The sequence below is a fragment of the Ruegeria sp. CF3 genome, assembly GCF_056537365.1.
Genome location: NZ_JBQFRK010000005.1, coordinates 257,213 through 280,461 on the forward strand (window position 1 = coordinate 257,213; position 23,249 = coordinate 280,461).

At 56.3% G+C, this 23,249-nt stretch carries 26 protein-coding genes and 2 tRNA genes; 15 read left to right on the forward strand and 13 right to left on the reverse strand.

The window, feature by feature from the left end:
* The first annotated feature begins 112 nt into the window (after positions 1-112).
* Positions 113-466, forward strand: a complete 354-nt coding sequence (locus tag ACR0KC_RS17465; protein ID WP_170514068.1) for an MmcQ/YjbR family DNA-binding protein — start codon at positions 113-115, stop codon at positions 464-466.
* A gap of 5 nt (positions 467-471) precedes the next feature.
* Here the strand turns inward: ACR0KC_RS17465 and ACR0KC_RS17470 are convergent, their stop codons facing one another.
* The gene (locus ACR0KC_RS17470; RefSeq protein WP_170408459.1) at positions 472-1,179 is read right to left on the reverse strand and encodes an ORF6N domain-containing protein; all 708 of its coding nucleotides are present in this window, start codon (positions 1,177-1,179) and stop codon (positions 472-474) included.
* A gap of 214 nt (positions 1,180-1,393) precedes the next feature.
* On the opposite strand from ACR0KC_RS17470, the gene ACR0KC_RS17475 reads away from it, so the two are divergent.
* A tRNA-Arg gene (locus ACR0KC_RS17475) sits at positions 1,394-1,471 on the forward strand.
* A 102-nt stretch (positions 1,472-1,573) separates the two neighbouring features.
* On the opposite strand, the gene ACR0KC_RS17480 is transcribed toward ACR0KC_RS17475, so the two are convergent.
* On the reverse strand, positions 1,574-2,056 hold the full coding sequence (locus ACR0KC_RS17480; protein ID WP_480707191.1) for a GNAT family N-acetyltransferase: 483 nt from the start codon (positions 2,054-2,056) through the stop codon (positions 1,574-1,576).
* A gap of 13 nt (positions 2,057-2,069) precedes the next feature.
* Positions 2,070-2,381 (reverse strand): ETC complex I subunit, encoded by a 312-nt coding sequence (locus tag ACR0KC_RS17485; protein ID WP_480707192.1) that lies wholly within the window; start codon positions 2,379-2,381, stop codon positions 2,070-2,072.
* A gap of 154 nt (positions 2,382-2,535) precedes the next feature.
* On the opposite strand from ACR0KC_RS17485, the gene ACR0KC_RS17490 reads away from it, so the two are divergent.
* The 3 genes from ACR0KC_RS17490 to ACR0KC_RS17500 all read left to right on the forward strand — a co-directional run bounded on the left by ACR0KC_RS17490 (position 2,536) and on the right by ACR0KC_RS17500 (position 6,187).
* Positions 2,536-3,006: an SRPBCC family protein gene (locus ACR0KC_RS17490; protein ID WP_170395967.1), complete on the forward strand. Its 471-nt coding sequence runs from the start codon at positions 2,536-2,538 to the stop codon at positions 3,004-3,006.
* Between the two features lie 77 nt (positions 3,007-3,083).
* Positions 3,084-5,270, forward strand: coding sequence for an excinuclease ABC subunit UvrB (gene uvrB, locus ACR0KC_RS17495; protein WP_480772037.1), 2,187 nt, complete (start codon positions 3,084-3,086; stop codon positions 5,268-5,270).
* Positions 5,270-6,187 carry a DUF2806 domain-containing protein gene (locus ACR0KC_RS17500; RefSeq protein WP_480772038.1) on the forward strand — a complete coding sequence of 306 codons (918 nt, stop codon included), beginning with the start codon at positions 5,270-5,272 and terminating at the stop codon, positions 6,185-6,187. Before uvrB ends, ACR0KC_RS17500 begins: the two co-directional genes overlap by 1 nt.
* 122 nt (positions 6,188-6,309) lie before the next feature.
* Here ACR0KC_RS17500 and ACR0KC_RS17505 read toward each other — a convergent pair whose 3' ends face one another.
* Positions 6,310-6,561, reverse strand: a complete 252-nt coding sequence (locus ACR0KC_RS17505) for a hypothetical protein (protein WP_480772039.1) — start codon at positions 6,559-6,561, stop codon at positions 6,310-6,312.
* A gap of 61 nt (positions 6,562-6,622) precedes the next feature.
* Entirely contained in the window at positions 6,623-6,865 is a 243-nt protein-coding gene (locus tag ACR0KC_RS17510; protein WP_170408258.1) for a TFIIB-type zinc ribbon-containing protein, read from the reverse strand.
* A 440-nt stretch (positions 6,866-7,305) separates the two neighbouring features.
* On the opposite strand from ACR0KC_RS17510, the gene ACR0KC_RS17515 reads away from it, so the two are divergent.
* Complete coding sequence (locus ACR0KC_RS17515; protein WP_170514092.1) at positions 7,306-7,641, forward strand: hypothetical protein; 336 nt, start codon at positions 7,306-7,308, stop codon at positions 7,639-7,641.
* A 111-nt stretch (positions 7,642-7,752) separates the two neighbouring features.
* Here the strand turns inward: ACR0KC_RS17515 and ACR0KC_RS17520 are convergent, their stop codons facing one another.
* Positions 7,753-8,757 carry an AraC family transcriptional regulator gene (locus tag ACR0KC_RS17520; protein ID WP_480707198.1) on the reverse strand — a complete coding sequence of 335 codons (1,005 nt, stop codon included), beginning with the start codon at positions 8,755-8,757 and terminating at the stop codon, positions 7,753-7,755.
* Positions 8,758-8,896: 139 nt separating this feature from the next.
* Here ACR0KC_RS17520 and ACR0KC_RS17525 point away from each other — a divergent pair, with 139 nt between their 5' ends.
* The 4 genes from ACR0KC_RS17525 to ACR0KC_RS17540 all read left to right on the forward strand — a co-directional run bounded on the left by ACR0KC_RS17525 (position 8,897) and on the right by ACR0KC_RS17540 (position 14,204).
* Positions 8,897-10,294, forward strand: coding sequence for an amidohydrolase family protein (locus ACR0KC_RS17525; RefSeq protein ID WP_480772041.1), 1,398 nt, complete (start codon positions 8,897-8,899; stop codon positions 10,292-10,294).
* A gap of 26 nt (positions 10,295-10,320) precedes the next feature.
* Positions 10,321-11,085: a DUF3299 domain-containing protein gene (locus ACR0KC_RS17530; protein ID WP_480772042.1), complete on the forward strand. Its 765-nt coding sequence runs from the start codon at positions 10,321-10,323 to the stop codon at positions 11,083-11,085.
* Complete coding sequence (locus ACR0KC_RS17535) at positions 11,082-12,260, forward strand: carbohydrate porin (RefSeq protein ID WP_480772043.1); 1,179 nt, start codon at positions 11,082-11,084, stop codon at positions 12,258-12,260. Before ACR0KC_RS17530 ends, ACR0KC_RS17535 begins: the two co-directional genes overlap by 4 nt.
* 69 nt (positions 12,261-12,329) lie before the next feature.
* A complete protein-coding gene (locus ACR0KC_RS17540; protein WP_480772044.1) occupies positions 12,330-14,204 on the forward strand; it encodes an amidohydrolase family protein in 1,875 nt (624 codons plus the stop codon).
* An 18-nt stretch (positions 14,205-14,222) separates the two neighbouring features.
* Here ACR0KC_RS17540 and ACR0KC_RS17545 read toward each other — a convergent pair.
* Positions 14,223-14,298, reverse strand: a tRNA-Val gene (locus tag ACR0KC_RS17545).
* Positions 14,299-14,706: 408 nt separating this feature from the next.
* Here ACR0KC_RS17545 and modA point away from each other — a divergent pair.
* The 3 genes from modA to modC are packed head-to-tail and all read left to right on the forward strand — an operon-like array spanning position 14,707 to position 17,256.
* Positions 14,707-15,471, forward strand: coding sequence for a molybdate ABC transporter substrate-binding protein (modA, locus tag ACR0KC_RS17550; protein WP_480707208.1), 765 nt, complete (start codon positions 14,707-14,709; stop codon positions 15,469-15,471).
* Positions 15,472-15,475: 4 nt separating this feature from the next.
* The gene (gene modB, locus ACR0KC_RS17555; protein WP_170423885.1) at positions 15,476-16,168 is read left to right on the forward strand and encodes a molybdate ABC transporter permease subunit; all 693 of its coding nucleotides are present in this window, start codon (positions 15,476-15,478) and stop codon (positions 16,166-16,168) included.
* A complete protein-coding gene (gene modC / locus ACR0KC_RS17560) occupies positions 16,165-17,256 on the forward strand; it encodes a molybdenum ABC transporter ATP-binding protein (protein ID WP_170423887.1) in 1,092 nt (363 codons plus the stop codon). The genes modB and modC overlap by 4 nt, the downstream gene beginning before the upstream one ends.
* Positions 17,257-17,259: 3 nt before the next feature.
* Here modC and ACR0KC_RS17565 read toward each other — a convergent pair whose 3' ends face one another.
* Together ACR0KC_RS17565 and ACR0KC_RS17570 are read right to left on the reverse strand one after the other, a co-directional pair.
* Complete coding sequence (locus ACR0KC_RS17565) at positions 17,260-18,183, reverse strand: Hint domain-containing protein (RefSeq protein WP_480772045.1); 924 nt, start codon at positions 18,181-18,183, stop codon at positions 17,260-17,262.
* A complete protein-coding gene (locus tag ACR0KC_RS17570) occupies positions 18,180-18,692 on the reverse strand; it encodes a toxin-activating lysine-acyltransferase (protein WP_480707212.1) in 513 nt (170 codons plus the stop codon). The genes ACR0KC_RS17565 and ACR0KC_RS17570 overlap by 4 nt, the downstream gene beginning before the upstream one ends.
* Positions 18,693-18,880: 188 nt before the next feature.
* Between ACR0KC_RS17570 and ACR0KC_RS17575 the strand changes: the two genes are divergently transcribed.
* Positions 18,881-19,297, forward strand: coding sequence for a hypothetical protein (locus tag ACR0KC_RS17575; RefSeq protein ID WP_480707214.1), 417 nt, complete (start codon positions 18,881-18,883; stop codon positions 19,295-19,297).
* A 3-nt stretch (positions 19,298-19,300) separates the two neighbouring features.
* On the opposite strand, the gene hemF is transcribed toward ACR0KC_RS17575, so the two are convergent.
* From hemF to clpS, 4 genes are read right to left on the reverse strand one after another with little or no spacing between them, the layout of a single operon-like run.
* A complete protein-coding gene (hemF, locus tag ACR0KC_RS17580) occupies positions 19,301-20,185 on the reverse strand; it encodes an oxygen-dependent coproporphyrinogen oxidase (RefSeq protein ID WP_480772046.1) in 885 nt (294 codons plus the stop codon).
* 5 nt (positions 20,186-20,190) lie between these two features.
* Positions 20,191-20,991 (reverse strand): SDR family NAD(P)-dependent oxidoreductase, encoded by an 801-nt coding sequence (locus tag ACR0KC_RS17585; RefSeq protein WP_170408883.1) that lies wholly within the window; start codon positions 20,989-20,991, stop codon positions 20,191-20,193.
* A gap of 37 nt (positions 20,992-21,028) precedes the next feature.
* Complete coding sequence (locus ACR0KC_RS17590) at positions 21,029-21,991, reverse strand: class I SAM-dependent methyltransferase (RefSeq protein WP_223117605.1); 963 nt, start codon at positions 21,989-21,991, stop codon at positions 21,029-21,031.
* A 9-nt stretch (positions 21,992-22,000) separates the two neighbouring features.
* Complete coding sequence (clpS, locus tag ACR0KC_RS17595; RefSeq protein ID WP_170396046.1) at positions 22,001-22,342, reverse strand: ATP-dependent Clp protease adapter ClpS; 342 nt, start codon at positions 22,340-22,342, stop codon at positions 22,001-22,003.
* Between the two features lie 94 nt (positions 22,343-22,436).
* Here clpS and ACR0KC_RS17600 point away from each other — a divergent pair, with 94 nt between their 5' ends.
* Entirely contained in the window at positions 22,437-23,138 is a 702-nt protein-coding gene (locus tag ACR0KC_RS17600; protein WP_170423897.1) for an HAD family hydrolase, read from the forward strand.
* Positions 23,139-23,249 lie beyond the last annotated feature (111 nt).

A 23,249-nucleotide genomic window follows, 5' to 3' on the forward strand; every position in this document is an offset into this window, starting at 1 on the left:
ACAGTTATACATCACCTATGATTTGGCGCAGCTAGGTTAATGCCGGGTAAAGAAAGTTGCGCCCGCAAAGCGGGTCTTGCCTTGTCCTGACCAGAGCGCCACAGTCGCCGCGATGACTCGTGATGAATTCAATGCCTTTTGCTCGGACCTCAAAGCCACCAGCCATGTCGTGCAGTGGGGCAACGCAGATGTCTGGAAAGTAAGCGGCAAAGTCTTTGCCATCTGTGGTTGGAACGACGGAAAGGATGCGTTTACCTTCAAGGCTACCGATCTAGCCTTTGAGGTCCTCGGAGATGAGCCAGGTATCCGCCCAGCGCCTTATCTGGCATCGCGAGGTATGAAATGGCTGCAGGTTTACGATGAACGTGGCATGAGCGACGCGTCGCTGCGAGATCATATTGTAATCTCATACGATCTGGTCGTAGCTAAGCTGACCAGAAAGGCGCGGGCAGAGCTGGGCCTTTAAGGCGGTCAGTCTTTCATGGCGTGCAGCAGCTCAAGCAGTTTTTTCCGGTCATCATCGTCGGCATAGTCTCCGCTGGCCAGCCGTTCGGCGATGCTCAGGCGCAGACGGTCATGTTGTGTGCGAACCTCTTCGCCCGCCGTTTCAGCGAGGGTCTTCATGATCACTGCCACCGCCTGCTGCCGTTTGGTGGTGGGATTGGCGATGTAGTCCACAAGGCTTTGCTGTCCGGAATCAAGGATGTTTTCGGCCAGATCACGCAGTTGATCCCCATTTGGAAGCAACGGCGTAGGGGCATCTTGCGGTGGCAGAATCTCAGGCGGGTTGCGCGGGGTTTCCGCTAGCGCATTGGTGCCGTCAACAAAGGCTTCGGTGATCATCCGCGTGATCCTGATCGCGCGCGGATCTTTAAACAAAGTCGAGGCAATAGCTACGCCGTAGTCGGTATAGACCCACGGATTGACCCGTCGGCCACCGCGGCCTTCGGGTTTTGAGATCACATTCTGTGATTGCAAATCCGCGACCTCAGCGTCGGAAAGCTGAAAGCGGTAGCCTTCGAACAGATCCTTATTGCGCGAGACGGCCTGATTGAAGGCGCTGACGGATTTTCCGTAAAACTGCGCCAGATCTTCTGCCAGAACCACGCGTACACCGCGCACCCGATGAATGGCGTTTTGGACCTCTTGAGGGCTGGGCAGGTTTTCCGGGTTCGTCATCATATCCGTTTGGAATCACAATTTGTGATTTCAAACGTGACGCAGGGCGCGCTGGGCTGCAAGTTTGAACTGCAGGTAGGTTCAATGTCTCTTGCCGAGAGGTCTGCCAGATTCGGCCAATACCCTGATGGAAATAACCTTTTTGAAAGAACAAGCTTGCCCCCTATCAAGTTGACAATCCTAATGGATTGACTGATACAAACGGAACAAGACCGGGCCGTTAGCTCAGCTGGATTAGAGCAGGGAACTTCTAATTCTCAGGTCGGGGGTTCGAGTCCTCCACGGCTCGCCATTTTTTCAGATGTTTTTCGAAACGGGGCAAGGGTACGGCCCTTATATCTGAATTCAAAGCGGTCGGTCAGACTGCACCAAGCGGGTGCTTTCAGCTTTTCCCTCAGTGTTTTGGGCTGAACGTAAGGTCCAACCGCATAAACGCGCTGTTTGGATCGGCGTCATAGCCGTAGATCGGACCGCAATAGGAATATCCCAATGTTTCATATAGCTTGCGTGCTGCGTCATATTCCGAGAGATGATTTGCGCCAGTTTCCAGGACAAGTGCGGAAACGCCCTCGGCTCGGGCCAGATCGGCAAGATGGTTCATGATCACACGCGCCAATCCTCGGCCGCGCGCAGCAGCAACCACGTGCACCGATTTAACTTCGGCAGTGCCATCCGGCAGCGCCTTAAGCGCACCACAACCCAAGGGCTTACCCGCCTCATAAATAGCCCAAAAGCGAATGCCCGGCTCGCGCAGGGCATCAATGTCCAGCGTATGATTTGAGGTTTGCGGTGTCGCGTCCCAGCTATGGGCGAGATGCGCTTGAATGATCGGGCGCAGATCCTTGGCGCCGGGGTCTGCTTGGCGGATGTCGATCATTCACAGGGCCTTGTCAGTGGGTCCAGGGAGCGCGCCGGTCAGTGGCGAAATTCTCACCATAGCCGCGCGCCCGCAGGTTCGGCTTGCGCTCGTGCGGCTCGCATACCTGCGCGTCGATGCCGTTGTCTTTGGCATAGTCCAGCGCCTCTTCCTTGGTATCGAACTTCAGACGCACCTGCGTTTGGGTGTCATTGGACGAGGTCCAGCCCATCAGCGGATCGACCTCACGCGCAGAAGCCGGGGCGTATTCCAGAACCCATTTGCGGGTTTTGGCCATCCCCGAGGTCATCGCGTTTCGCGAAGGCTGGTAAATCCGTGCGCGCATGTCGCCTCTCCGTACTCACTTGGCTGAAGCCGTTTATGCGTCAGAGCGCGCGCCGGGACAAGATGACAATTGTCGCGGGTCGCATGGACTGCCTAATGACAGGTATTGTCATTAGTTCGGGGTAGAAAGCGCGCAGACATAAAAGGACAGCAGGATGCTTCACCAAGAACGCCACCTCGACATCAACGCCCGACCCAATGAGATTTGGGCCATCCTCCGCCGCTTTATGCATATCGATGAGTTTGCCCCGCAGGTGATATCGGTTGATGCTTTGACTGCCGGATCGGATGGTGTTGGGTCACAGCGCCGGTGTCACTTCGCGAACGGCACATCATTGGTCGAAGAGGTGATGGATTGGCAGGTTGACCGCGGCTACGCCGTGCGGTTGTCGCAGATGGCGATGCCTCTGCGCGAAGCACAGGCGGCGATTGCCATCACACCGCTGTCCGACACGCGCAGCCGTGTTATCTGGAGTATGGATTTTCGTATGAAATATGGACCGTTGGGCTGGCTAATGGGACAAACCCTGTTGAAGATGATGATGGGTCGCGTACTGGCCGAGAACCTGTCGGCCTTGGCGGCGAAGGTTCAAACGCACCCCGACGCCCAACCCCGGACCGCTTAGCTGAAAATGAATCCAGATCAGCCCTTGCAGATGGACAAAATAAGAACAAATGTAGGGGCCTGACCCGGAGCCCGCCCATGCCTTATGCCTATTCCGACAAGACTCAACTGACCGCAGACGACGTGCGCGCGCGCCTGAAACTGGAGGGCGGCAAGCAGTTCGTCATGCACACCGAGTTCGCCCCGGCTGGCGACCAGCCGACGGCGATCAAAGAGCTGGCAGGCGGTGTGAATGATGGTGAGCGAGATCAGGTCCTGCTGGGTGCGACCGGGACGGGCAAGACCTTCACCATGGCCAAGGTGATTGAAGAAACGCAGCGGCCTGCGATCATCCTGGCGCCAAATAAGACGCTGGCAGCGCAGCTGTACGGGGAATTCAAGGGCTTCTTCCCAGAGAACTCGGTCGAGTATTTCGTTTCCTATTACGACTATTACCAGCCAGAAGCCTATGTGCCGCGGTCGGACACGTACATCGAGAAAGAATCGCAGATCAACGAACAGATCGACCGGATGCGCCACTCGGCCACGCGGGCGCTGCTGGAACGCGATGACGTGATCATCGTCGCCTCGGTCTCGTGCATCTACGGTATCGGTTCGGTCGAGACCTATGGAGCGATGACACAGGATCTGAAGGTGGGTCATGAGTATGACCAGAGGCAGGTGATGGCTGATCTGGTTGCCCAACAGTACCGCCGCAACGATCAGGCTTTCCAGCGCGGGTCCTTCCGGGTGCGTGGCGATTCCCTGGAAATCTGGCCGGCCCACCTTGAGGACCGTGCTTGGAAATTCTCGTTCTTCGGCGAGGAACTGGAAACCATCACCGAGTTCGACCCGCTGACCGGCGAACGCGCGGCAACGATGGAGCAGGTGCGGGTCTATGCGAATTCGCACTACGTCACGCCGAAGCCAACGATGAATCAAGCGATCATTGGGATCAAAAAGGAACTCCGCATCCGGTTGGATCAGCTGGTCGGCGAGGGCAAGCTGCTGGAAGCTCAAAGGCTGGAACAGCGTACGAACTTCGATCTGGAAATGCTCGAGGCCACCGGCGTTTGTAACGGGATCGAGAACTACTCACGCTACCTCACGGGCCGTGCGCCGGGCGAACCGCCGCCAACCCTGTTCGAATTCATTCCGGACAACGCGATTGTCTTCGCCGACGAGTCCCATGTCAGCGTCCCGCAGATCGGCGGCATGTACCGTGGCGACTATCGGCGCAAGTTCACGCTGGCGGAACACGGGTTCCGCCTGCCATCCTGCATGGACAATCGCCCGCTGAAGTTCGAGGAATGGGACGCCATGCGCCCGCAATCCGTCTTTGTCTCGGCCACCCCGGCGAAGTGGGAGATCGAACAGACCGGCGGTGTCTTCACCGAACAAGTGATCCGCCCCACGGGTCTACTGGACCCAGAGGTTGAAATCCGCCCGGTGTCGATGCAGGTGGACGACCTGCTGGACGAGGTGCGCAAGGTGGCCGCCAACGGATTCCGCACGCTGGTGACAACGCTGACCAAACGCATGGCCGAGGACCTGACCGAATACCTGCACGAACAGGGCATCAAAGTGCGCTACATGCACTCGGACATCGACACGCTGGAACGCATCGAAATCCTGCGCGACTTGCGGCTGGGGGCATTCGACGTGCTGGTCGGGATCAATCTGCTGCGCGAAGGGCTCGACATCCCAGAATGCGGGCTGGTCGCCATTCTGGACGCGGATAAAGAGGGTTTCCTGCGCTCGGAAACCTCACTGATCCAGACCATCGGCCGCGCCGCGCGCAACGCCGATGGGCGGGTGATCATGTATGCCGACAAGATCACCGGCTCGATGGAGCGCGCTTTGGGCGAGACCAACCGCCGCCGCGCCAAGCAGCTGGCCTATAATCAGGAACATGGCATCACCCCGGAGACGGTGAAAAAGAATGTCGAGGACGTTCTGGCCGGTCTCTACGAAGGCGATGTCGACATGAACCGCGTCACCGCCACCATCGACAAACCGATGCACGGCGCGAATTTGGAAGCGCACTTGGACGGGCTGCGCGAGCAAATGCGCAAGGCCGCCGAGAATCTTGAATTCGAAGAAGCCGCCAACATCCGGGATGAGATCAAACGTCTGGAAGCGGTCGATCTGGCCGTCGCCGACGACCCCATGGCGCGCCAATGGGCGGTCGAGAAAGCCTCGGAAGCCGCCGTGAAATCGCGGGGGAGGTCAACGGCTGGTAGGCCGGGGCAGCGGGGCGGGAATGTGAAGAGAAGGAAGAGATAATGCCTGAGGGCACCAGTGTTACCATTGCAGGAGATTGGGCAAAACCTGCGAATACTCTGATACAAAAGGTCTCTGAAGCAATTGGAGCGGGCTTCACACCTCGACAGATTCGGAGAGTTGCCAAATCAGAAGCCGATGCGAAAATCATTTCCGCAGAAGCCGATCAGAAGTGTCGCGAACTTGTATTGGCGGCTGATTTACAACCAACTGATACTGCGGTTCGCGCAATGCGTCGGATGGTCGGTGAGGAGATTAGAAAACAGTACAACATTGAAAACATAGTACGGATGGCCGCAGAGAAAATTAAAGACAGCGCCAAGCCTAATGAAATCGAAGATGATTTTGTGGTGGAGCTTTTTGACAAAGCAAAAAACACCTCAAACCCCGATATGCAATCGCTTTGGGCGTCTTTGCTTGCCGGTGAAGCAGATAGACCCGGTCGATTTGGCAAACGCACTGTTGCCGCAGTTTCAGAACTGGACCGCAGAGATGCAGAGCTTTTTACTCTATTTTGCTCATGTTGTTGGATGTTTGGTTCCACGCTGAACGCACTGCTAACAAAATCAGTGCAGGAGTTGTTTAACGCGCGCGGATTGAAATTCACTGATTTAGCCCATCTTGATGCAATCGGATTAGTACGGTTTGATCATTTTTCTGGTTTTAGTTGGGGTGATCAAAATGCTAAACCTCCCGTCGCATTTGTGCTTCACTATTTTGGCTCGAAGATGACCGTGACCGTTAAGAGTGCTCAACCGAGCATCAATACCGGAAGTGCCATGCTTACAAGTGTCGGTCGTGAACTAGCAGAGATTTCCGGCGCTATCCCTGATGTGGAACTGCGCGACGCAGCAGTATCTGATATTTCTGAAGCTGACTGCGAGATTTCATCAGAGTTTAAACCGGGAGAATTAGTATAAGCAATCAAGCATAGGATGGGTTTCCAAACCATCGCACTTCGGTCACGTAAACGCATGATGGGTTAAAACCCCATCCTACGAACCGCGCCAAAAAACGGGCGAGGAAATCCCCGCCCTGCCAATCACCCCTTATCCCAATGGGCAACCACATCATACCCAACCGGCGTTGGTGGGCCTTCCAGATACTCCGCAAACTGACCCCAAATCTCGGCCACTTTGGGCGCGTTTGCGTTCGAGGTTTCCTCGCTTTCCACAACCGAGATCACAAAGCCTGTGCCATCCTCGTTTATCGCATTGGTGAAACTGTGCATGCCTGGCATGCCCATGATTTCGGATTTCAAAGTGTTCAGAAAGCGTAGGATGGGTGCTCGCACCCATCTCACCCGTGACTATACAACAACCGATAAAACCCTCTCAGATCACGGTGCCAACGTCTTAGAAGTCAAACAGCTCATCCAGAAAGCCGCCGCGTTTCTTCTTTTTACGGTATCCGTGATCAGATCGGTCATCATAACCCCGCTGCGGCGGTGGCGGCGGCGTATGGTCGGCAGAGCGATCGATGATCTTGTCCAGTTCTCCACGGTCCAGCCACACGCCACGACATTGCGGACAATAATCAATCTCGACCCCGCTCCGCTCGGTGATTACCAGCTGAGTTCCATCAATCGGACATTGCATCAGACGCTCTCCTTTTTCTGTCCTGAACAGATGGGAGCGCGCGCAGGGTTTTTCACCCTACTGCGACCGCACGTCCCGCTATGGGCAAAGCTGTAGGGCAGAGTTGACCCGGTCCCGCGCTGCCCCCTTCAGCATTGGAATTCACAAATTGAGGCTCCAAATGGTTGCCATGACGAACCCTAAGAAATTTCTCAGCAGCTGATGGGTGCATAGACCCATTGTCTCTGCCTTCGAGCCCTCAATGCTGGGTTGGATACTCCCCAAAACGCGATGGAAATGTGCTTAGGGCTCACCTCAAAACGCAGGCGAAACCCAAACGTGAATTGGTCTAACGAGATGCGTGCTACGAGACCGCAGAACGACCCGAGTTTGGACAAAATTCCGCCCAAAATCGTCAATAGCCGCCGCAGTGCAACAGATCGAATACAGATTGGAAATCAATGAAAAAGGCAGCTCTTCTTCTTGCCCTATTGCCCGCAGCCGCAGTCGCTGAGGAGCGAGTGTTTGAATGTGAGGCACCGGATGCGGAACACCCGGAAATGGCCGCTCGGCTTGTGAAGTATGATGGCCAGCAAAAGGGCCACATCACGATCGGGGATATCGACAAGGATGTGGATGTGTTTCCCGGTCTCGACACCCTGACCTATCTGTATGTCGGTGAGGATTACACGCTGAATTACAACGTTCACCCTGAGAAGGGCACGTTCGACTACTCTGCCTCGGGCAGCAAGTCAGGATGGGGCAAGGGAACGTGCGTAGAGACCACGGGCCAATAATGGCGTTCGAATAGAATGGTTTAAGGCGCGGTCGGGACGGCAGTCTGGTCGCGCCTTTGCTTTTGTTCCGAGATCAAGTTCGCACAGCTGATCCAAGCATTTGCAACATAATTACGAGCCAAGGCGGAACTTGGTCGGTGTCATTCCGGTCTGGCCCCTGAAAAAGCGTGTGAAATGGGATTTGTCGGAGTAGCCGAGCATTAGACCGATCTCAGCTATTGTCATTTTGTCTTCTCCGAGGTGTTCCTTGGCGACATCGACACGCAGCCGTTTGATTTCGCGGGGCAGCGTTGTGCCTTGCTGCTGAAGCGCCTTAAGAAACCGTTCCGGCTGTATTCCCAACAACCCGGCCACAACCTCTGGTCCCAAATCGGTTTCATCCAGCTTATCGCGTAAAACAGATCGCAAAGCAGCTACTACGGTTACTTCTTCATCTTGTCGCGGTGAGGCGATGGGCTTGGCAGAGCCCTCAGAGACATGGTGCAAAAACAACCATTCCACGGGAAAACTAATTTGCATTCCGGGATCGGTCCCAAGGCCAACCTCGATCCCTTTGTAGTCGATAGGCAGACCGTTGATGTATCTGCTTTCCCATCGCACACGCGAAGAATCCCAGGCATCCCCGACGACGGTCTGCAATAGGCGTACATAGATTGCGGCACCAAAACCGGTCACCTGAATCGGCGGTACAGTAGGCTCTTGTTGTCTTTCGATTCGATAAGTCGCTTTGTCCGCTTCTACGACAAGGCTGTGTCGCACAGAATTGGATTCCTGCGGTACAAGCCCCACGAAACGGGTAAAGAACTCGAACAGCGTCTTTGTCGATTGCAGGGCCTGAGCGAACGGAGGCCACTCTTGCAGGTCAAACGTCTCCCCTACTTTCAGTCCAAGGTATCGATCTCCTGACACTTCTGAGAAGGCGTTTACCAAACCGTAGACCAACTCTGAGTGCACGAACACGGCTGGGTCAGACAACAGTCCGGCTTTCAGGCCGACCTGATCCAATGCTGGTTGCGGATTGATCTTACGTTCGGTGAGATATTGCAGGAACGGAGCAGCTAAGGAGAGGCGAATAAAGCCCTCGCTATGCTCTTGAGAGGTGGAGTTGAAAGGCAAGCTCGTCACCCTCGTTTGGATTAGTTTTACAATGTGGCCATTTTTGCGATCACATTCGAACATTCTAATTCAAAAATGGCAACCGAGCCAAGATTTTCCGGACTACAGTTTGCAAAACACGAATATGAAGGGAGTACTTATGTCCGGCCTACGAATGTCCCTTTGCTCGACGGTAATTGTCGCTGCAGCTCTTTCTTTTTCAACGTCCGCGCATGCTCAGGATCAAGAAGAACCTCAAACGTTGTTTACCAACGTGCATGTCTTCGATGGCGTCAATGAACAGCGTATCGAGAATGCCAGCGTATTGGTCGAGGGTAATCTGATTAAGGCCGTATCAACCGAAGCGATCGATGCCCCCAATGCTACGGTCATTGACGGAGAGGGACGGACACTGACCCCCGGGTTTATTGAACTGCACGCGCACCTCATGCTGATGGGGCCGACGTTACCTGCGATGGAGGCCAACACAACGTGGGAGGACTTTGCCATACACGGTGCACGGATGGCCGAGATGTATTTGATGCAGGGCTTCACCACAGTCAGGGATGCGGGTGGCGCCAATGGCGGGTTACGTCGCGCAATTGACGCAGGCCAAATTGACGGCCCGCGTTACTTTCCATCTGGTGCATTTATCGGAACGCGAGGTGGTCACGCTGACTTCGCGAATTTCACTGCACCGCCCGGGTCTGAAACAAACATGAGCAGGCTGAACTTGGCGCAGGAAATTAGCGGTGTTGATGACGTTTACAAGTTCGCACGCAACAATTTCCGCATGGGCGCGACGCAGTTGAAGTTCATGCAATCTGGTGGCGTCGTTTCGGCCTTCGATCCGTGGCAGTTGTTGGCTGGATCGCCTGAGGAAATCAAAGCTGCGGTACAGGTGGCAAACGAGTATGGCAGCTATGTCATGGCGCATTCCTATCGGAAGGAAGCAATCCTGAGCGCGCTAGACGCGGGTGTGATGTCGATCGAACACGGCTTCTCGTTTGACTGTGAAATTGCCCAAGTCATGAACGAAAAAGGGGCATACATTACCACCAACCTGACGGCCTTCGATCCCGGATTGCTAGATATTCCGGCAGTGGCAAATGTCCCGTCGAGTCTTGCTAAGGCGAAGTCCGCCTCGGCCACATTTGCAGGCTACATCGACAATATGAAGGAATGCCCGGTGAAGCGAGGGTTCCAGACCGACTGTGTTGGTTCGGTCGAGGCATGCAATATCCAGATTGCCTACGAGAAGCACCTGAACAATGAGTTTTTTGGACCCTACACGTCGATGGTGACGCTGACATCGACGGGTGGTGAGGTGGTCGCTTTGTCAGGCGACTTTATGAACCCGTATACCGCTGGAAAACTGGGCGTTATCGAGGAAGGGGCTTATGCAGATATCCTGCTAATCGACGGCAATCCACTTGAAGACTTCTCGGTTGTTGGCACGGGTGATCAGTGGTTCGGTGCCGACCCGAGGCCTGAAAGCCCAGATACGATCCGCCTGATCATGAAGGACGGCGTCATCTATAAAAACACACTGGATTGACCTGTCTGAACAGCCGGAGAGTATTTATGCGACATTGCTTCCGCTCCGTAGTATTCGCAGGGTTGGTTTGGTGTGCTCATCCTGTCATTGCGACGCCAGGAACCGCGTTAGACTGGTCTGACCTGCCTGACCCGTCCGCGCAGGTCTTTGAAGACCCCTATCGCGAACTTAGCGCTGAACAATTCGACGATGTCCTTTACGTCGTACGACTGCGCGGCAGATTGCAGCGGGAATCTGGTAGCGATGAAGAAAGGCAGAAATGGCAAGAGCTTCTGACCGAGACTGAGGATGCCTTGGTGGCAGATGGTATTGATGTCGACTGGCTACTCGATCAGCGAGAGGTCGTAACAGAACGTCGAAGAAAGGCTGGTACAAACGGAAATCCGCAATTCGACGGTCAAACAATCACACTCGCGGGCTTTGCCATTCCCGCTCCGAGTGATCCGGACGGGCGACCTGTCGCGTATCTGGTGCCGGAACGCGGGATGTGCAGTCACATGCCTCCACCTCCGCCCAACCAAATGATCCGTGTACGGCTGAACGGCGACTGGACGCCCAGCTATTTCCACGAACCCGTTCGGCTGACGGGCACGCTGACTATCGATCCTTCTGTTCAGAATATGATGGTTGTGGACGGCCTCATGCCTATGAATGCGACTTTCCAGTTGGAGACGGAACGCGTCGAAACTCTGGAAACTGAAGCAGACAGGCTGGAATGGAAGCAGCGCGCCGCCGATCGCATCCGGGCGGCGGGAGATCGCAAGACCAGCGGGGCAAGGGCATCTGAATGATAAGACTTCTGTTTGCCGCATTGAGTATTGCCTTTGCTGGCGCAGCGTCGGCCCAAGGACTGTCAGGGCCATCTTCGGTCGAAGCTGATCTAGAGCCCGGCGATGGGCTAACCGATCCGCAATACCGTTCCGATTTTCCACGCAATATCGCACCAGGTTGGTTTCAGTGGAAAGACCGGCTGGCTGAGGGTGGGTTTCGGTTCAACATTGATTACTTGGCATTGGGCCAATCCACGAATGCTGATCTGGGAACCGGCGAAGCGGCAAGCGGAATTGCGCGTTTTTACGGCAGTTGGCAGGCAACTGAACGCGGCTCTCTGACATTCAAGATCGAAGACCGGCACAGTTACACCGATGTTGCCCCGCAATTCCTCGGGCTGGATGGCGGAGCACTTTCGATCACTGGGACAGCCTTCAACGATAATGGTTTGCTGCTGACCAATCTGTTCTGGACGCAAAGGGCCGAGAACGGCTCGTGGACACTGCAAGTCGGGCAGATTGATGTAACGGACTTTGTGGACATTTATGGGTTGGTCAGCCCATACAGCGGTTTCCAGAACCTGTCTTTCAATACCAACCCGACTATTAACACACCCAATCAAGGCCTTGGCATTGCCGGTGGGGTAAAGCTGAGCGAAAACTTCTACGCTGTTGCGAGCATCTCAGACGCAAACGCCGACCCGTCTGATCCAAACTTTGATGTGTTTAGCGATGGCAATCTCTTCAAGTCACTCGAGCTTGGTTACACCTCCGGCTTTGATCGCATCTACTTTGACAATATCCACCTGACCCTTTGGCACGCGGATGCAGCCGACGATGGCAGCCGTCCAGAAGACTACGGGGCCGCGTTTTCAGCGGCGTGGTTTGTTGGCAATAAATGGATGCCATTCTTCAGGGCAGGGGCCTCAAAAGGGACAGCGGCGCTTTATGATCGGTCCGTTTCTGCAGGTCTGGGATATTACGGTCGCAATACCGATCTGGCCGGGCTGGGACTGAACTGGGCCGAGGCAAGGGGCATAGACGGTGATCAGTTCACGCTCGAAGCATTCTATCGTTTTTCAATATCACCCGGGCTGCAGATCACGCCATCACTGCAGTTCATTTCTGACCCGCTGCTGAACCCCACGCAGGATAGCATTATGCTGTTCGGTCTAAGAACTCGGATCGTTTTCTGAGGTGGGGCGAAAGCAGACTCCAAAAATAACAAAACATTCAGTTTTGTCGATAAAAGGGAGGATCCATCCATGCGTACCTTGTTTCTGGCGGGCACGTTGTCTGTTTTTTCGACACTAGGCGCCGCGCAGACTTACGACATCGTCATTCTCAACGGTCGGGTCATGGACCCGGAAACTGGGTTCGACCAGATTGCTAACGTTGGAATAAGCAACGGCTGGATCACTGCGATCACCGACGAAGATATTAACGGCAGCCAGTCCATCGATGCGACAGGGCACGTTGTGGCACCCGGATTTATCGACCTTGAGCAACACGGGTTGGACCCTTGGGGTATCAAAGTAAACCTTAGGGATGGCGTCACAACTCAAATGGATTTTGAGGTCGGAGCCGCTAACATTGATGAATGGTATGAAGCACGAGAGGGCTCAACGCAGGCAAATTATGGCACGGTGGTTGGACAAGAATTCGCACGGATGCGGGTCCATGACGGGCTCGTGCTTGAAGGTGGAGATATAGACTTCCGGAACTTCTTCGCACTGAGGGCACAATCTGTGGAAGACGGCGTCGAGGGGTGGTCTTCTGTACCAAGCAACCGTGAGCAGATGAACGAAATCACTGCCCAGCTGGATGAGGGACTACGTCTTGGAGCACTCGGTGTGGGATCGACCATCGGTTACGCTCGCGAAGGTATTACCACCTATGAGATGTTCGAAGCACAGCGGGCTGCGGCGCGTTACGGTAGACTGACTTCCGTCCATCACCGATTTCATCCCAGTGCTTCGACGCCGACAGAAACACAGACGGGTGTAAATGAAATCTTGGTCAATGCGATGGTGCTTGGTGCCCCGCTGCACATTCATCATGACAATGATTATGGGTGGTGGGAAAATCAGGAAAAGCTCCAGATGGCCCGCGACCAAGGCTACAACGTCTGGTCCAGCTACTATCCTTGGACTGCCGGATCGGGAAACTACGGCGCTTCGATCATCGCCCCCGAAAATTGGGAAGGTTCGATGGGGTACAAATACGAAGACACCATCTTTGATCCCCAACTCGATCGCTTCGTTACAAAAGACGAGTTTTTGAGCTTCGCTGAGAATGAACCGGGACGGACGGCAATTGTTTTTAGCCCGCCAAGGGAGCAATGGCTGAATGATTGGATTACTATCGCAGGCTATGGCATCTCGGGCGACGGTATGGCCGGGCTAGACATCGAGGGCAACTTGATGAATTGGGATGCTCCTTACGAAGATTATGCCGGGCATCCTCGGTCAGCAGGCAGCCACGCGCTTGTCTTGAGACTGGCTCGCGAAGCGAATGTGCCGCTTATGCTCACACTCACTCAGTTAAGTTACATCCATGCGAAGCGCTTAGGTGACTCAGGGTTGCGAGCAATGCAGGTGCGTGGGCGTATGCAGGAAGGCATGGTCGCTGACATCACGATTTTCGACCCGGAATCTGTGACCGAAAAGGCGAACTATACTCTCGGTCAGCAAGGTCTTCCGTCGGAAGGCATTCCGTACGTGCTCGTTAACGGAACCCTTGTTGTTAACAACAGTGAAGTTCAGCGGGATATTTATGCCGGACAGCCGATCCGGTTTCCAGTCGAGGAGAGCGGACGTTTCGTTCCGGCTGGTCGCGAGCAGATCATGGGTATTCTCACGCCGGATACCGGCACGGCCCGTCCAACACTGCTCGATGATATCACAAATAGTGAAGCCAATGTCGCACCTGTTGATCCACCAACCAATCAGATTGCATCGATAGAGCCCACCGACCCCTTTGATTGGTTTACTCCTCGCAACGGCCTAGATGACGGTGCCCTGTTCTTTTGCGTCGTGCATGCTCGCTTCGAGGACCGTGCAACGGTAAATCGTGATTATGCGAAGGCCATGATGTCTAAAACGGGCGGATTTAGAGGTGCTGGTCGCGTAAGACCTTGATCCATTGTGGGGAAAGGATGGTGGGTGATGAGAGACTCGAACTCCCGACATCTTCGGTGTAAACGAAGCGCTCTACCAACTGAGCTAATCACCCGTGAGGGCTCATGTAGCTAAGCCCGTGCGTGGGTGCAAGAGGGTATGGCACAATTTCTTTTGCAAAATTGCGCAAGGTTTCAGATCAGCGTTTAGGCAACTGGGCGCGGTTACCAATCGAGCAAACTCATTTGTCATATCGTGGTTGAATAGCGAAATGCGGATATCGCTGTTCAGGCGAGGCGGATCAGACACGTTGTTTAGCGATTGAGCGCTCTACCTCGGGAGTTTCCGGTTTTAGAGAAGCGCGACAGCATATTGATCTTGGGTTGGGCGATTCTCGTTTTCCATCGAATTCTGAGTTCAATATGGGCCGTAGCTTTGGTTGTAAGGCCAAAGGGCCTTGCCTGCCATGTGTTGCCTCCGATATGCCCAGAGGGATTGCAACCCTCTGATCCGGAGGCAAAGAATGACGGGCGCCTGTCGCTGTCTGATCGCAGCTTTGGCCTTCTGCGCGATACTCGCTGCCCCGGTTCGGGCCGAGGGCGTGCTGGTTTTTGCCGCCGCCAGCCTCAAGACCGCACTGGACGTGATTGCCAGAAGTTATGAGGCTGAGACCGGGCAAGAGGTGACGGTGTCGTACGCGGCCTCCTCGGTGCTGGCGCGGCAGATACAAGCGGGGGCGCCCGCCGATCTGTTCATTTCGGCCAACGAGGATTGGATTGACGTGCTGCAGGATGAGGGCCTGATCGATACCGCTTCACGTATTGAGTTGCTGGGTAACGGTCTGGTTTTGATTGGTGCGCCGGGGGCTGACACGGCCGAGATTGAGGCGGGGTTTGACCTGAGCACCCGTCTAGGCAGTGGGTATCTGGCCATGGCTTTGGTCGATGCGGTGCCTGCGGGCATCTATGGCAAGGCCGCGTTACAGGGTCTGGGACTCTGGGGCGATGTTCAGGACCGGATTGCCCAGACGGACAATGTTCGTGCCGCGCTGGCGCTGGTTGCGACGGGGGCGGCGCCTTTGGGGATCGTCTATCGCTCGGACGCTGTGGCTGATGAGCGGGTCGGGGTCATCGGTGTCATCCCTGCGGATGTCCATCCGAAAATTGTGTATCCGGCAGCCCTGACTTCTACTGCAGAACCTGCGGCGCACGCGCTTTTGACCTATTTGCAAGGCAATTCCGCACGGGCCGAATTTATGAGGCAGGGGTTCTCCCTGCCCGAAGGGTAGTACGATGGGATGGTTGGGCCCGGCAGAGATGGAGGCATTGCGCCTGTCGCTGCGCGTATCGTTCTGGGCAACGCTGATCACGTTGCCCTTTGGGATTTTCATTGCCTATGCGCTTGCGCGCTGGCGGTTTCCGGGGCGCCAGTTGCTGAATGGTCTGGTTCATCTGCCTCTGATCCTGCCGCCGGTGGTGACCGGCTATCTGCTGCTGCTGACCTTTGGGATTCAGGGGCCGTTGGGCGCGCCTTTGGCCGAGCTTGGGATCGTTTTTGCTTTCCGATGGACTGGCGCTGCGCTGGCTGCCGGGATCATGGCTTTTCCGCTGATGGTGCGCGCGATCCGGTTGTCGATCGAGGCGGTAGACCCAAAACTGGAACAGGCAGGCGCCACTTTGGGGGCCTCGCGTCTGCTGGTCTTTGGAACGGTGACGCTGCCGATGATCCTGCCTGGGGTCATTGCGGGCGCGATCCTGGCGTTTGCCAAGGCGATGGGAGAGTTCGGGGCCACGATCACCTTTGTTTCGAACATACCCGGTCAGACGCAGACGTTGCCCTCGGCAGTCTATGCGTTCTTGCAGGTTCCGGGGGGTGAGGCGGCGGCGACTCGGTTGGTGATCATCTCGATCATCGTCGCTATGGGCGCGCTTTTGCTGTCGGAATATGTCGGCCGTCGTGTGGCCAAACGCGTGGCCGGATCATGAGCCTGTCCGTCCGCCTGCAACACCAGCTGCCCGGGATGAAGCTGGACCTCGATTTCGACGCACCTTCCGGTGTAACGGTTCTGTTTGGGCGTTCTGGTTCGGGAAAGACGACGGTGGTGAATGCAGTCGCGGGGCTACTGAGGCCCGAGGCCGGGCGGGTCGCGGTCGGCGATTGGGTGTTATTCGACACGGATCGTGGGGCATGGCTGCCGCCGCATCGGCGGCGTCTGGGCTATATCTTTCAGGAAGGCCGTCTGTTCCCGCATCTGACCGTACGCCAGAACCTGAATTATGGTCGCTGGTTTGCACCGCGCGGGGCACGACGCGAAAACCCGGATCGGGTGATCGAGATGTTGGGTGTTGGCCATCTGCTGGACCGCCGCCCAGCGATGCTATCGGGGGGTGAGAAACAGCGCGTCGCCATTGGCCGCGCCCTGCTGGCCAGCCCGCGCCTGATCCTTGCGGATGAGCCTCTGGCCGCGCTCGACGACGCGCGCAAGGCTGAAATCCTGCCCTATTTCGAACGGTTGCGGGATGAGGTCTCGGTCCCGATACTTTATGTGACCCATTCGGCGGCCGAGGTTGCCCGGCTTGCAACGTCCGTGGTCGCGCTGCAGGACGGGCGTGTCGTGCGGCATGGTCCCGCGTCCGATGTTCTGTCGGACCCATCCGTGGCCCCTGCAGGCGTGCGCGCGGTGGGGGCCGTTCTGCGGGTCCGTGTTACGGCGCATCACGACGATGGCCTGTCCGAACTTGATGCCGGTGGCGCTCGTCTTTACCTGCCTCGGATTGCCCATCAAATCGGCGAAGAGCTGCGTATTCGTATTCCGGCGCAAGAGGTGATCCTGTCCAGTAGACCACCCGAGGGTCTTTCAGCCTTGAATGTGTTGTCGGGGCAGGTCGAGGCGATCCGGGCAGGTGAGGGGCCCGGTGCAATCGTGTCGGTCAAAACAACTGCGGGTGTTGTGCTGGCGCGCGTGACCCGACGCTCGGTCGCGGCGCTGGGTTTGCAGCAGGGCAGTACATGCTATGCGGTGATCAAGACCGTCGCGCTGGCTCCGCAGGATGTCGGGGGGCGGGTTGTCTAGGACCTAGGCAAGCGCACGCGCCTCATGTTCGCGCAGGATCAGCCGCGCAGCAAGGCCGAAGCCGATATGTTCGTCCGAGGCGCGCTCGGGGAATATCTCGGCGAGTTCCTGCAGCGCGTCAGAAGACAGCGTGTGGAGGGTTTCTTCACCCAGAAACAGGCTTTCGGCCTGAGCCCCTTCGGCAAACAAAATCTCGTGCCTGTCCAGCAGGATATGCAGGTATTCGACCGGCTCATCACCGGTATCAATATCTATTCCCGGCCACGAGCACAGATGTTTGGCGGCGACCAACACTTCGGGCGCGCCAAACAGAATCTCGACCTTTGGGCCGCGGATCAGGAGGCGATGCTGTTGAGACACCAGTAAGTCGCAGGATGGAACACCAGGTCCCAGACTACCTGCGGTCACTCGCACCGGGCGCATCGCAGGATTTGCGCGCAACCGCTCGGGCGACATGGTGCTGCTTTCGATCCAGCGGATCGGCTGTATTCCGTGATCGGCAGTCAACACGTCGTCATCCACGCGCAGGGTCTCAATGGCGCGCTGGCCTTCCGCCGTTTCAATCAGAGTACCTGCGGTAAAGCATACGCCTTCGATCGTGATATCAATGATCTGGGTCTGGGTTCCACTGAAGGTGAAGAAACCATTGGCGAAATTGGCGGTGACCGTCACCTCGAACGAGTCCAATTGGATTTCTCCGTCATCGAGGCTATCGAAGAAGGCCGGGTCGACGGTATAGGTCCACGTACCGTTCGCATCTATTGAGGCGGTGCCGAAATCCGGTTGATCGGAGATTGCCCAGGTGGCCCCGGTGAAGGTTCCGAAATCCGATGTTGCGGTGACATCGAGGTCACCCGAAGCGACATTCGGAGGAAAGCCGGTCACGTCGCCCGTGGTATCGCCCGATATGGTTACAACCGAAGTCATCCGTTTTCCTGCTCAAGCGTTCTGGCAAATTCGGCATCGCGGTAAAGGCGCATATGCACCTGCTGCTGGTCATCGCGTGTCCATTCGACGATGCGCTTTGTGGACAGGTCGCTGCTAAGGCGATTGGTGCGCACACGCGGGTGCGGGATGTCCCGTTTCAGCATGTCGACGATCTGACGGGTTTGGCCGAAGGGTGCCACCATGTCGATGATCCAGAAGGATGTGCCGCTGGCGAAATCGGTATCTTTCAGCGGCTCTTCTTTAACTGCATAGCGATATTCGGCTTCCGGGCTGAGACCGGCAAATGTTACGAAGCCGCGCGGAAAGCCATTTTGGCGGAAGATGTGATACTGGCCCAATCTCAGCGGCGTTTCGAACGCATAGAGAACCTGTGCCAAACTGCGGTTACGATGCGTTTTGGTCAGGGCAGCCAGATAAAATAACGCACCGAAGTCGGCGTATTTTTCACCGGAAAGATCGAACCAGTCTTTGGGAAATGACTTTTCCACGGGCCACTCTGGAAACTGCTGATGCAGAGATCATAGCGCACCACATATTCAAAGAAAGAATTTTCACTCAAGCTGATGTGTTACGGGTTGAGTTAGACCTGAGGCCCGGTTTGACTATATTGATTCGTATAGGCTGGTTGGTCCCACGTCGTCTCAGCCGTGATCGCGTTTTTCATAGGGTGTTTTATATGCGTTTTCTTACATGCCTCTCTTTGACAGCCATCATACTGACCCCCACCATTGCGCAGTCTCAGGGCGTTGGTTTTGGCTATAAACTTAGACCGCAGTTCAGAACCCAGATCACGCCGCTAAAGGATGGAACCTACGAAGTGAAGCCTGTCGGTGGATCCTCGGCTGCGGTCACCTATTGGTGTGGAATTGGGGATTATGCAGTTCGCACATTGGGAGTTTCAAACTCGCAGCGGATTTATGTTTCCAAAGCTTACGAGAAAGGTGTTCGGACAGTGCAGTTTTCGCTAACTCCACCGCCCGGCGCGGATACCAATCCGGGATATTCTTTGACCGTCAACAGGGTGGGTGAGAACCTGTCCGCCGCTTCGGCGCAAAACTACTGCTTTGATAATTCCATCGATATGGGGTTTTAGCGGTCAGACCCATTTGGCCAAGGGCGGCAGACTCATCAGAACAGCATCGGGGTCGTGCCCGGTTTCCAGACCAAACTTGGTGCCCCGGTCATAGACCAGATTGTATTCGGCATAGAGCCCACGATGCACCAGCTGGGTGTTTTTGTCCGCGTCGTCAAAGCTTTGCACCCGGCGTTTTTCGACCAGAGGCAGAAAGGCGGGCAGGAAGGCGCGACCGATGTCCTGCGTCAGCGCAAAATCCGCCTGCCAGTCGCCGGTGCAATAGTCATCCATGAAGATCCCGCCGACACCCCGAGCGCGCTTTCGGTGGGGGATATAAAAATACTCGTCAGCCCAATCTTTGAGGCGCGGGTAGTGGCCGGGTCCGTGCGGGTCGAGATGCGCGTTTTGGGTGGCGTGGAAATGGGCGGTGTCGTCGTCATATTCGATGCAGGGATTCAGGTCGGAGCCGCCACCGAACCACCAGGCATGTGGGGTCCAGAACATCCGGGTGTTCATATGGACCGCAGGCACATGCGGGTTCTGCATATGGGCCACAAGGCTGATGCCCGAAGCCCAGAACCGGGGGTCGTCCTTCATCCCCGGAATACCCTTGCGCGCGGCCATCGCGTTTTGCGCGCGCTCACCCAGCGTACCAAAGACGGTTGAGACATTAACGCCCACCTTCTCGAACACGCGGCCCCCGCGCATCACCGACATCAGCCCGCCGCCCGCGTCGGAGCCATCGTCAGACTGCCGTTTAGTTTCTTTGACTTCGAACCTTCCCGGCTGAGAATCCGAGAAGGGGCCTGAGGTGTGGCTGTCTTCCAACGCTTCGAAGGCGGTTACGATGTCATCTCGCAACTGGCGGAACCAGGCAGCGGCGGTGGCTTTTTCTTTATCGAACATTGGGATCAGTGGGCCGGGGCTGCGACAGGGTCCAGCAGGGTGCGGCCTCCGTCAATGGTTAGAATTTGGCCTGTCATGAAGCCCGCAGCGTCCGACGCGAGAAATTGCGCGGTTTCGACCAGTTCGTTCGGAGCGGCAATCCGGGAAAGCGGAGTATGTTTTTCGATGTCGTCCCGGAAATCTCGGTTTTCTTTCAGCGTTGACTGCAATGAAGCGCTCATGACCGATCCTAGTGCGATGGAGTTTACGCGAATGCGGCTGGGCGCAAGTGCAACCGCCAACGAACGGGTCATCTGATCCAGCGCAGCGGTCGAAACGGAATAGGCCATCAGATCGGGATGGGTGCGGCGTGCGGCAATCGAGGACAGGTTGATGATTGACCCGGCAGGGTTCTCATCGTCTCCATCAGCCTGTTTGATAAATCGCTTAGCCACTAGTTGGCTCAGTCGCAGCGCGGGCATCAGGTTCTGGTTCAGCAATGTGCGCACGGAATCGTCATCGGTGTCCAGCGGGTCCGACGGGATCACCTGCCGCGCACCATTGATCAGGATATCAACCTGATCAAACGCATCCAGCGTGGCCGAAAGCAGATTGGCGATGGTCAACTTTTCACGCAGGTCACCGGCGAAATAACGGATGTTGCTGTCATCCGCCTGTTCGCCCAGCTCATCGGACAGGCGCTTTTCATCCATATCGGCGAACATGACATTGGCGCCTGCATCGGCAAAGTGCCGTCCGATGGCCAGTCCGATGCCGTTGGCACCCCCGGTGACGATTGCGGTCTTGCCCGCGATGGAAAAGGACATGCGAATCCTCCTGAGTTCTGGCGCAGGTTAGCGGGCCTCAGCCCCGAGGGCGAGAGGCATGGAAAACCTTGAAGCGGTTGTCTCCTGCCACTTCATCAACACGGTCGAAAGCCTCGGCCAGCGTGGCCTCGTAAGGCAGGTGGCGATTTGCAACCATCCAGAGTTGACCGTTGCGGGTGAGGTTGCGTGCAGCACTGGTGATAAAGCCCTGGCCCAATGTCGGGTCGGCGCTGCGCGAGGTGTGAAAGGGCGGATTCATGATCACCATGTCCAGCGGCTCGGGCGCGCTCCATTTGGTGGCGTCGGCCCAGTGGAACTGCGCACGGGTGTCGGTGACATTGGCGCGGGCACAAGTAAGGGCGGTGTGGTCGGCCTCCACCAGATGCAGGCTGCGCAAGGTGTCGTCGATCAGCATGGCGGACAGAAAGCCCCAACCTGCACCCAGATCAGCGATGCGCGTGCCGCGCTTGGTTGGCAGAGACTTCAGCAGCAGGGCCGAGGCAGGATCGATACCATCGGCGGAAAACACACCGGGCGCGGTATGGAAGCCGTCAACCATTTGGTTTTCAGGCGCAGCCCAGTCGGCAAAGGCGTCCGCATCAGACTGAAACCAGAAAATCTTGCCATGTGCCTTCGAGATTGGACCCTCGATCGCAACCCGCTTGCGGATATCTTTCAGCAAACTGTCGACGCCATCGGTTTTGGCCCCGTCCACCACGATGACCCCGCTGGCGCGGCTGCAGGCCTGATGGATCAGCGCCCGGGCCAGCGCCTTGGCGCGCGGTAGAAACACGACCGCATCCTGGCAAGGCGCGTCACTATTGGGCGTAGCGACAAAGCCCTGCGTGGCAAAGTGATCGTGGAACGGTTTGAACGGCTGCACCATCTGCGCCTCGCGCGGAAGGTCCGACAAATCGTGGTCCGGGGTAGGCGCCAAAACAGTCAGCGGTTGCGACAGGCTGAGCCCGCTGTTCAAGGCTAGATCAAGGCGAGAGGACATGGCCGCGCGTTATTCTTCGCGTTCCATGGTGCATTGCAGCGGGTGCTGATGCCTGCGCGCGAAATCCATGACTTGCCCGACCTTGGTCTCGGCAATCTCATGACTGAACACGCCAACCACGGCGACACCTTTCTTGTGGACGGTCAGCATGATTTCAAACGCTTGCGCATGGGTCATGCCGAAGAACCGTTCCAGCACATGCACCACGAACTCCATCGGCGTGTAATCGTCATTCAGCAACAACACCTTATACAGCGGCGGCCGCTTGGTCTTGGGGCGCGTTTGCACCAGGACCGACGTGTCGTCGTCTTCGTCGTCCTTTTCAGACATGATCCACTGGTGTTTGCGCATTGCTGTAAGAGAATCTCGATTAACACTACGAATTGTTTCCCGGCTTATATAACGTCACGGTGGCCAGAGAAAAGAGCAACCGGACGGAAATGCGATGCGGGACAAGCTGACAACAATCGGGTTCGATGCAGACGATACCCTTTGGCATAACGAGCGTTTCTTCCAGCTGACTCAGGCATATTTTGCCGAATTGCTCGCCGATCACGCCGATCACGATCACTTGATGGAACGTCTACTTGCCGCCGAAAAGCGCAACATCCAGCACTATGGGTATGGCATCAAGGGCTTTACCCTGTCGATGATCGAGACAGCGATTGAGGTGACGGAAGATCGCGTACCGGCGCGCGTCATCCGCCAACTTGTTGAAGCGGGGCAGGAGATGCTGGCACATCCCATCGAACTGCTCCCCCATGCGCGCGAGGCCATCGAGGCGGTGGCCGAGACGCATAAGGTTCTGCTGATCACCAAGGGCGACTTGATCGATCAGGAGCGTAAGCTGGCGCAATCCGGATTGGGTGAGCTGTTCGATGGCGTCGAGATCGTGAGCGAAAAAACGGCGGCGACCTATGCGATGATTTTTGACCAGTACGGTGATGGACCCGACGCTTCGATGATGATCGGAAACTCGATGCGTTCTGACGTGGTGGCCCCAATCGAAGCCGGGTGCTGGGGCGTGCATGTCCCGCACGGGTTGGTATGGGAGGTCGAGCAGGCCGAGGTCCCAACTTCCAACCCACGGTTCCGCGAGTTGAAGGATTTGGGTGATCTTTCAGCTTTGATTGATCAGATTTCCTGACCTGTTGCCGTTTGACATCAGTCACAAAAAATTCGATGACACGGCTTGCCTGAAATTCGGCACAATCGCCTGTATGGTGTTCGGGCGCGCATGAAACACCATATGTAGCGT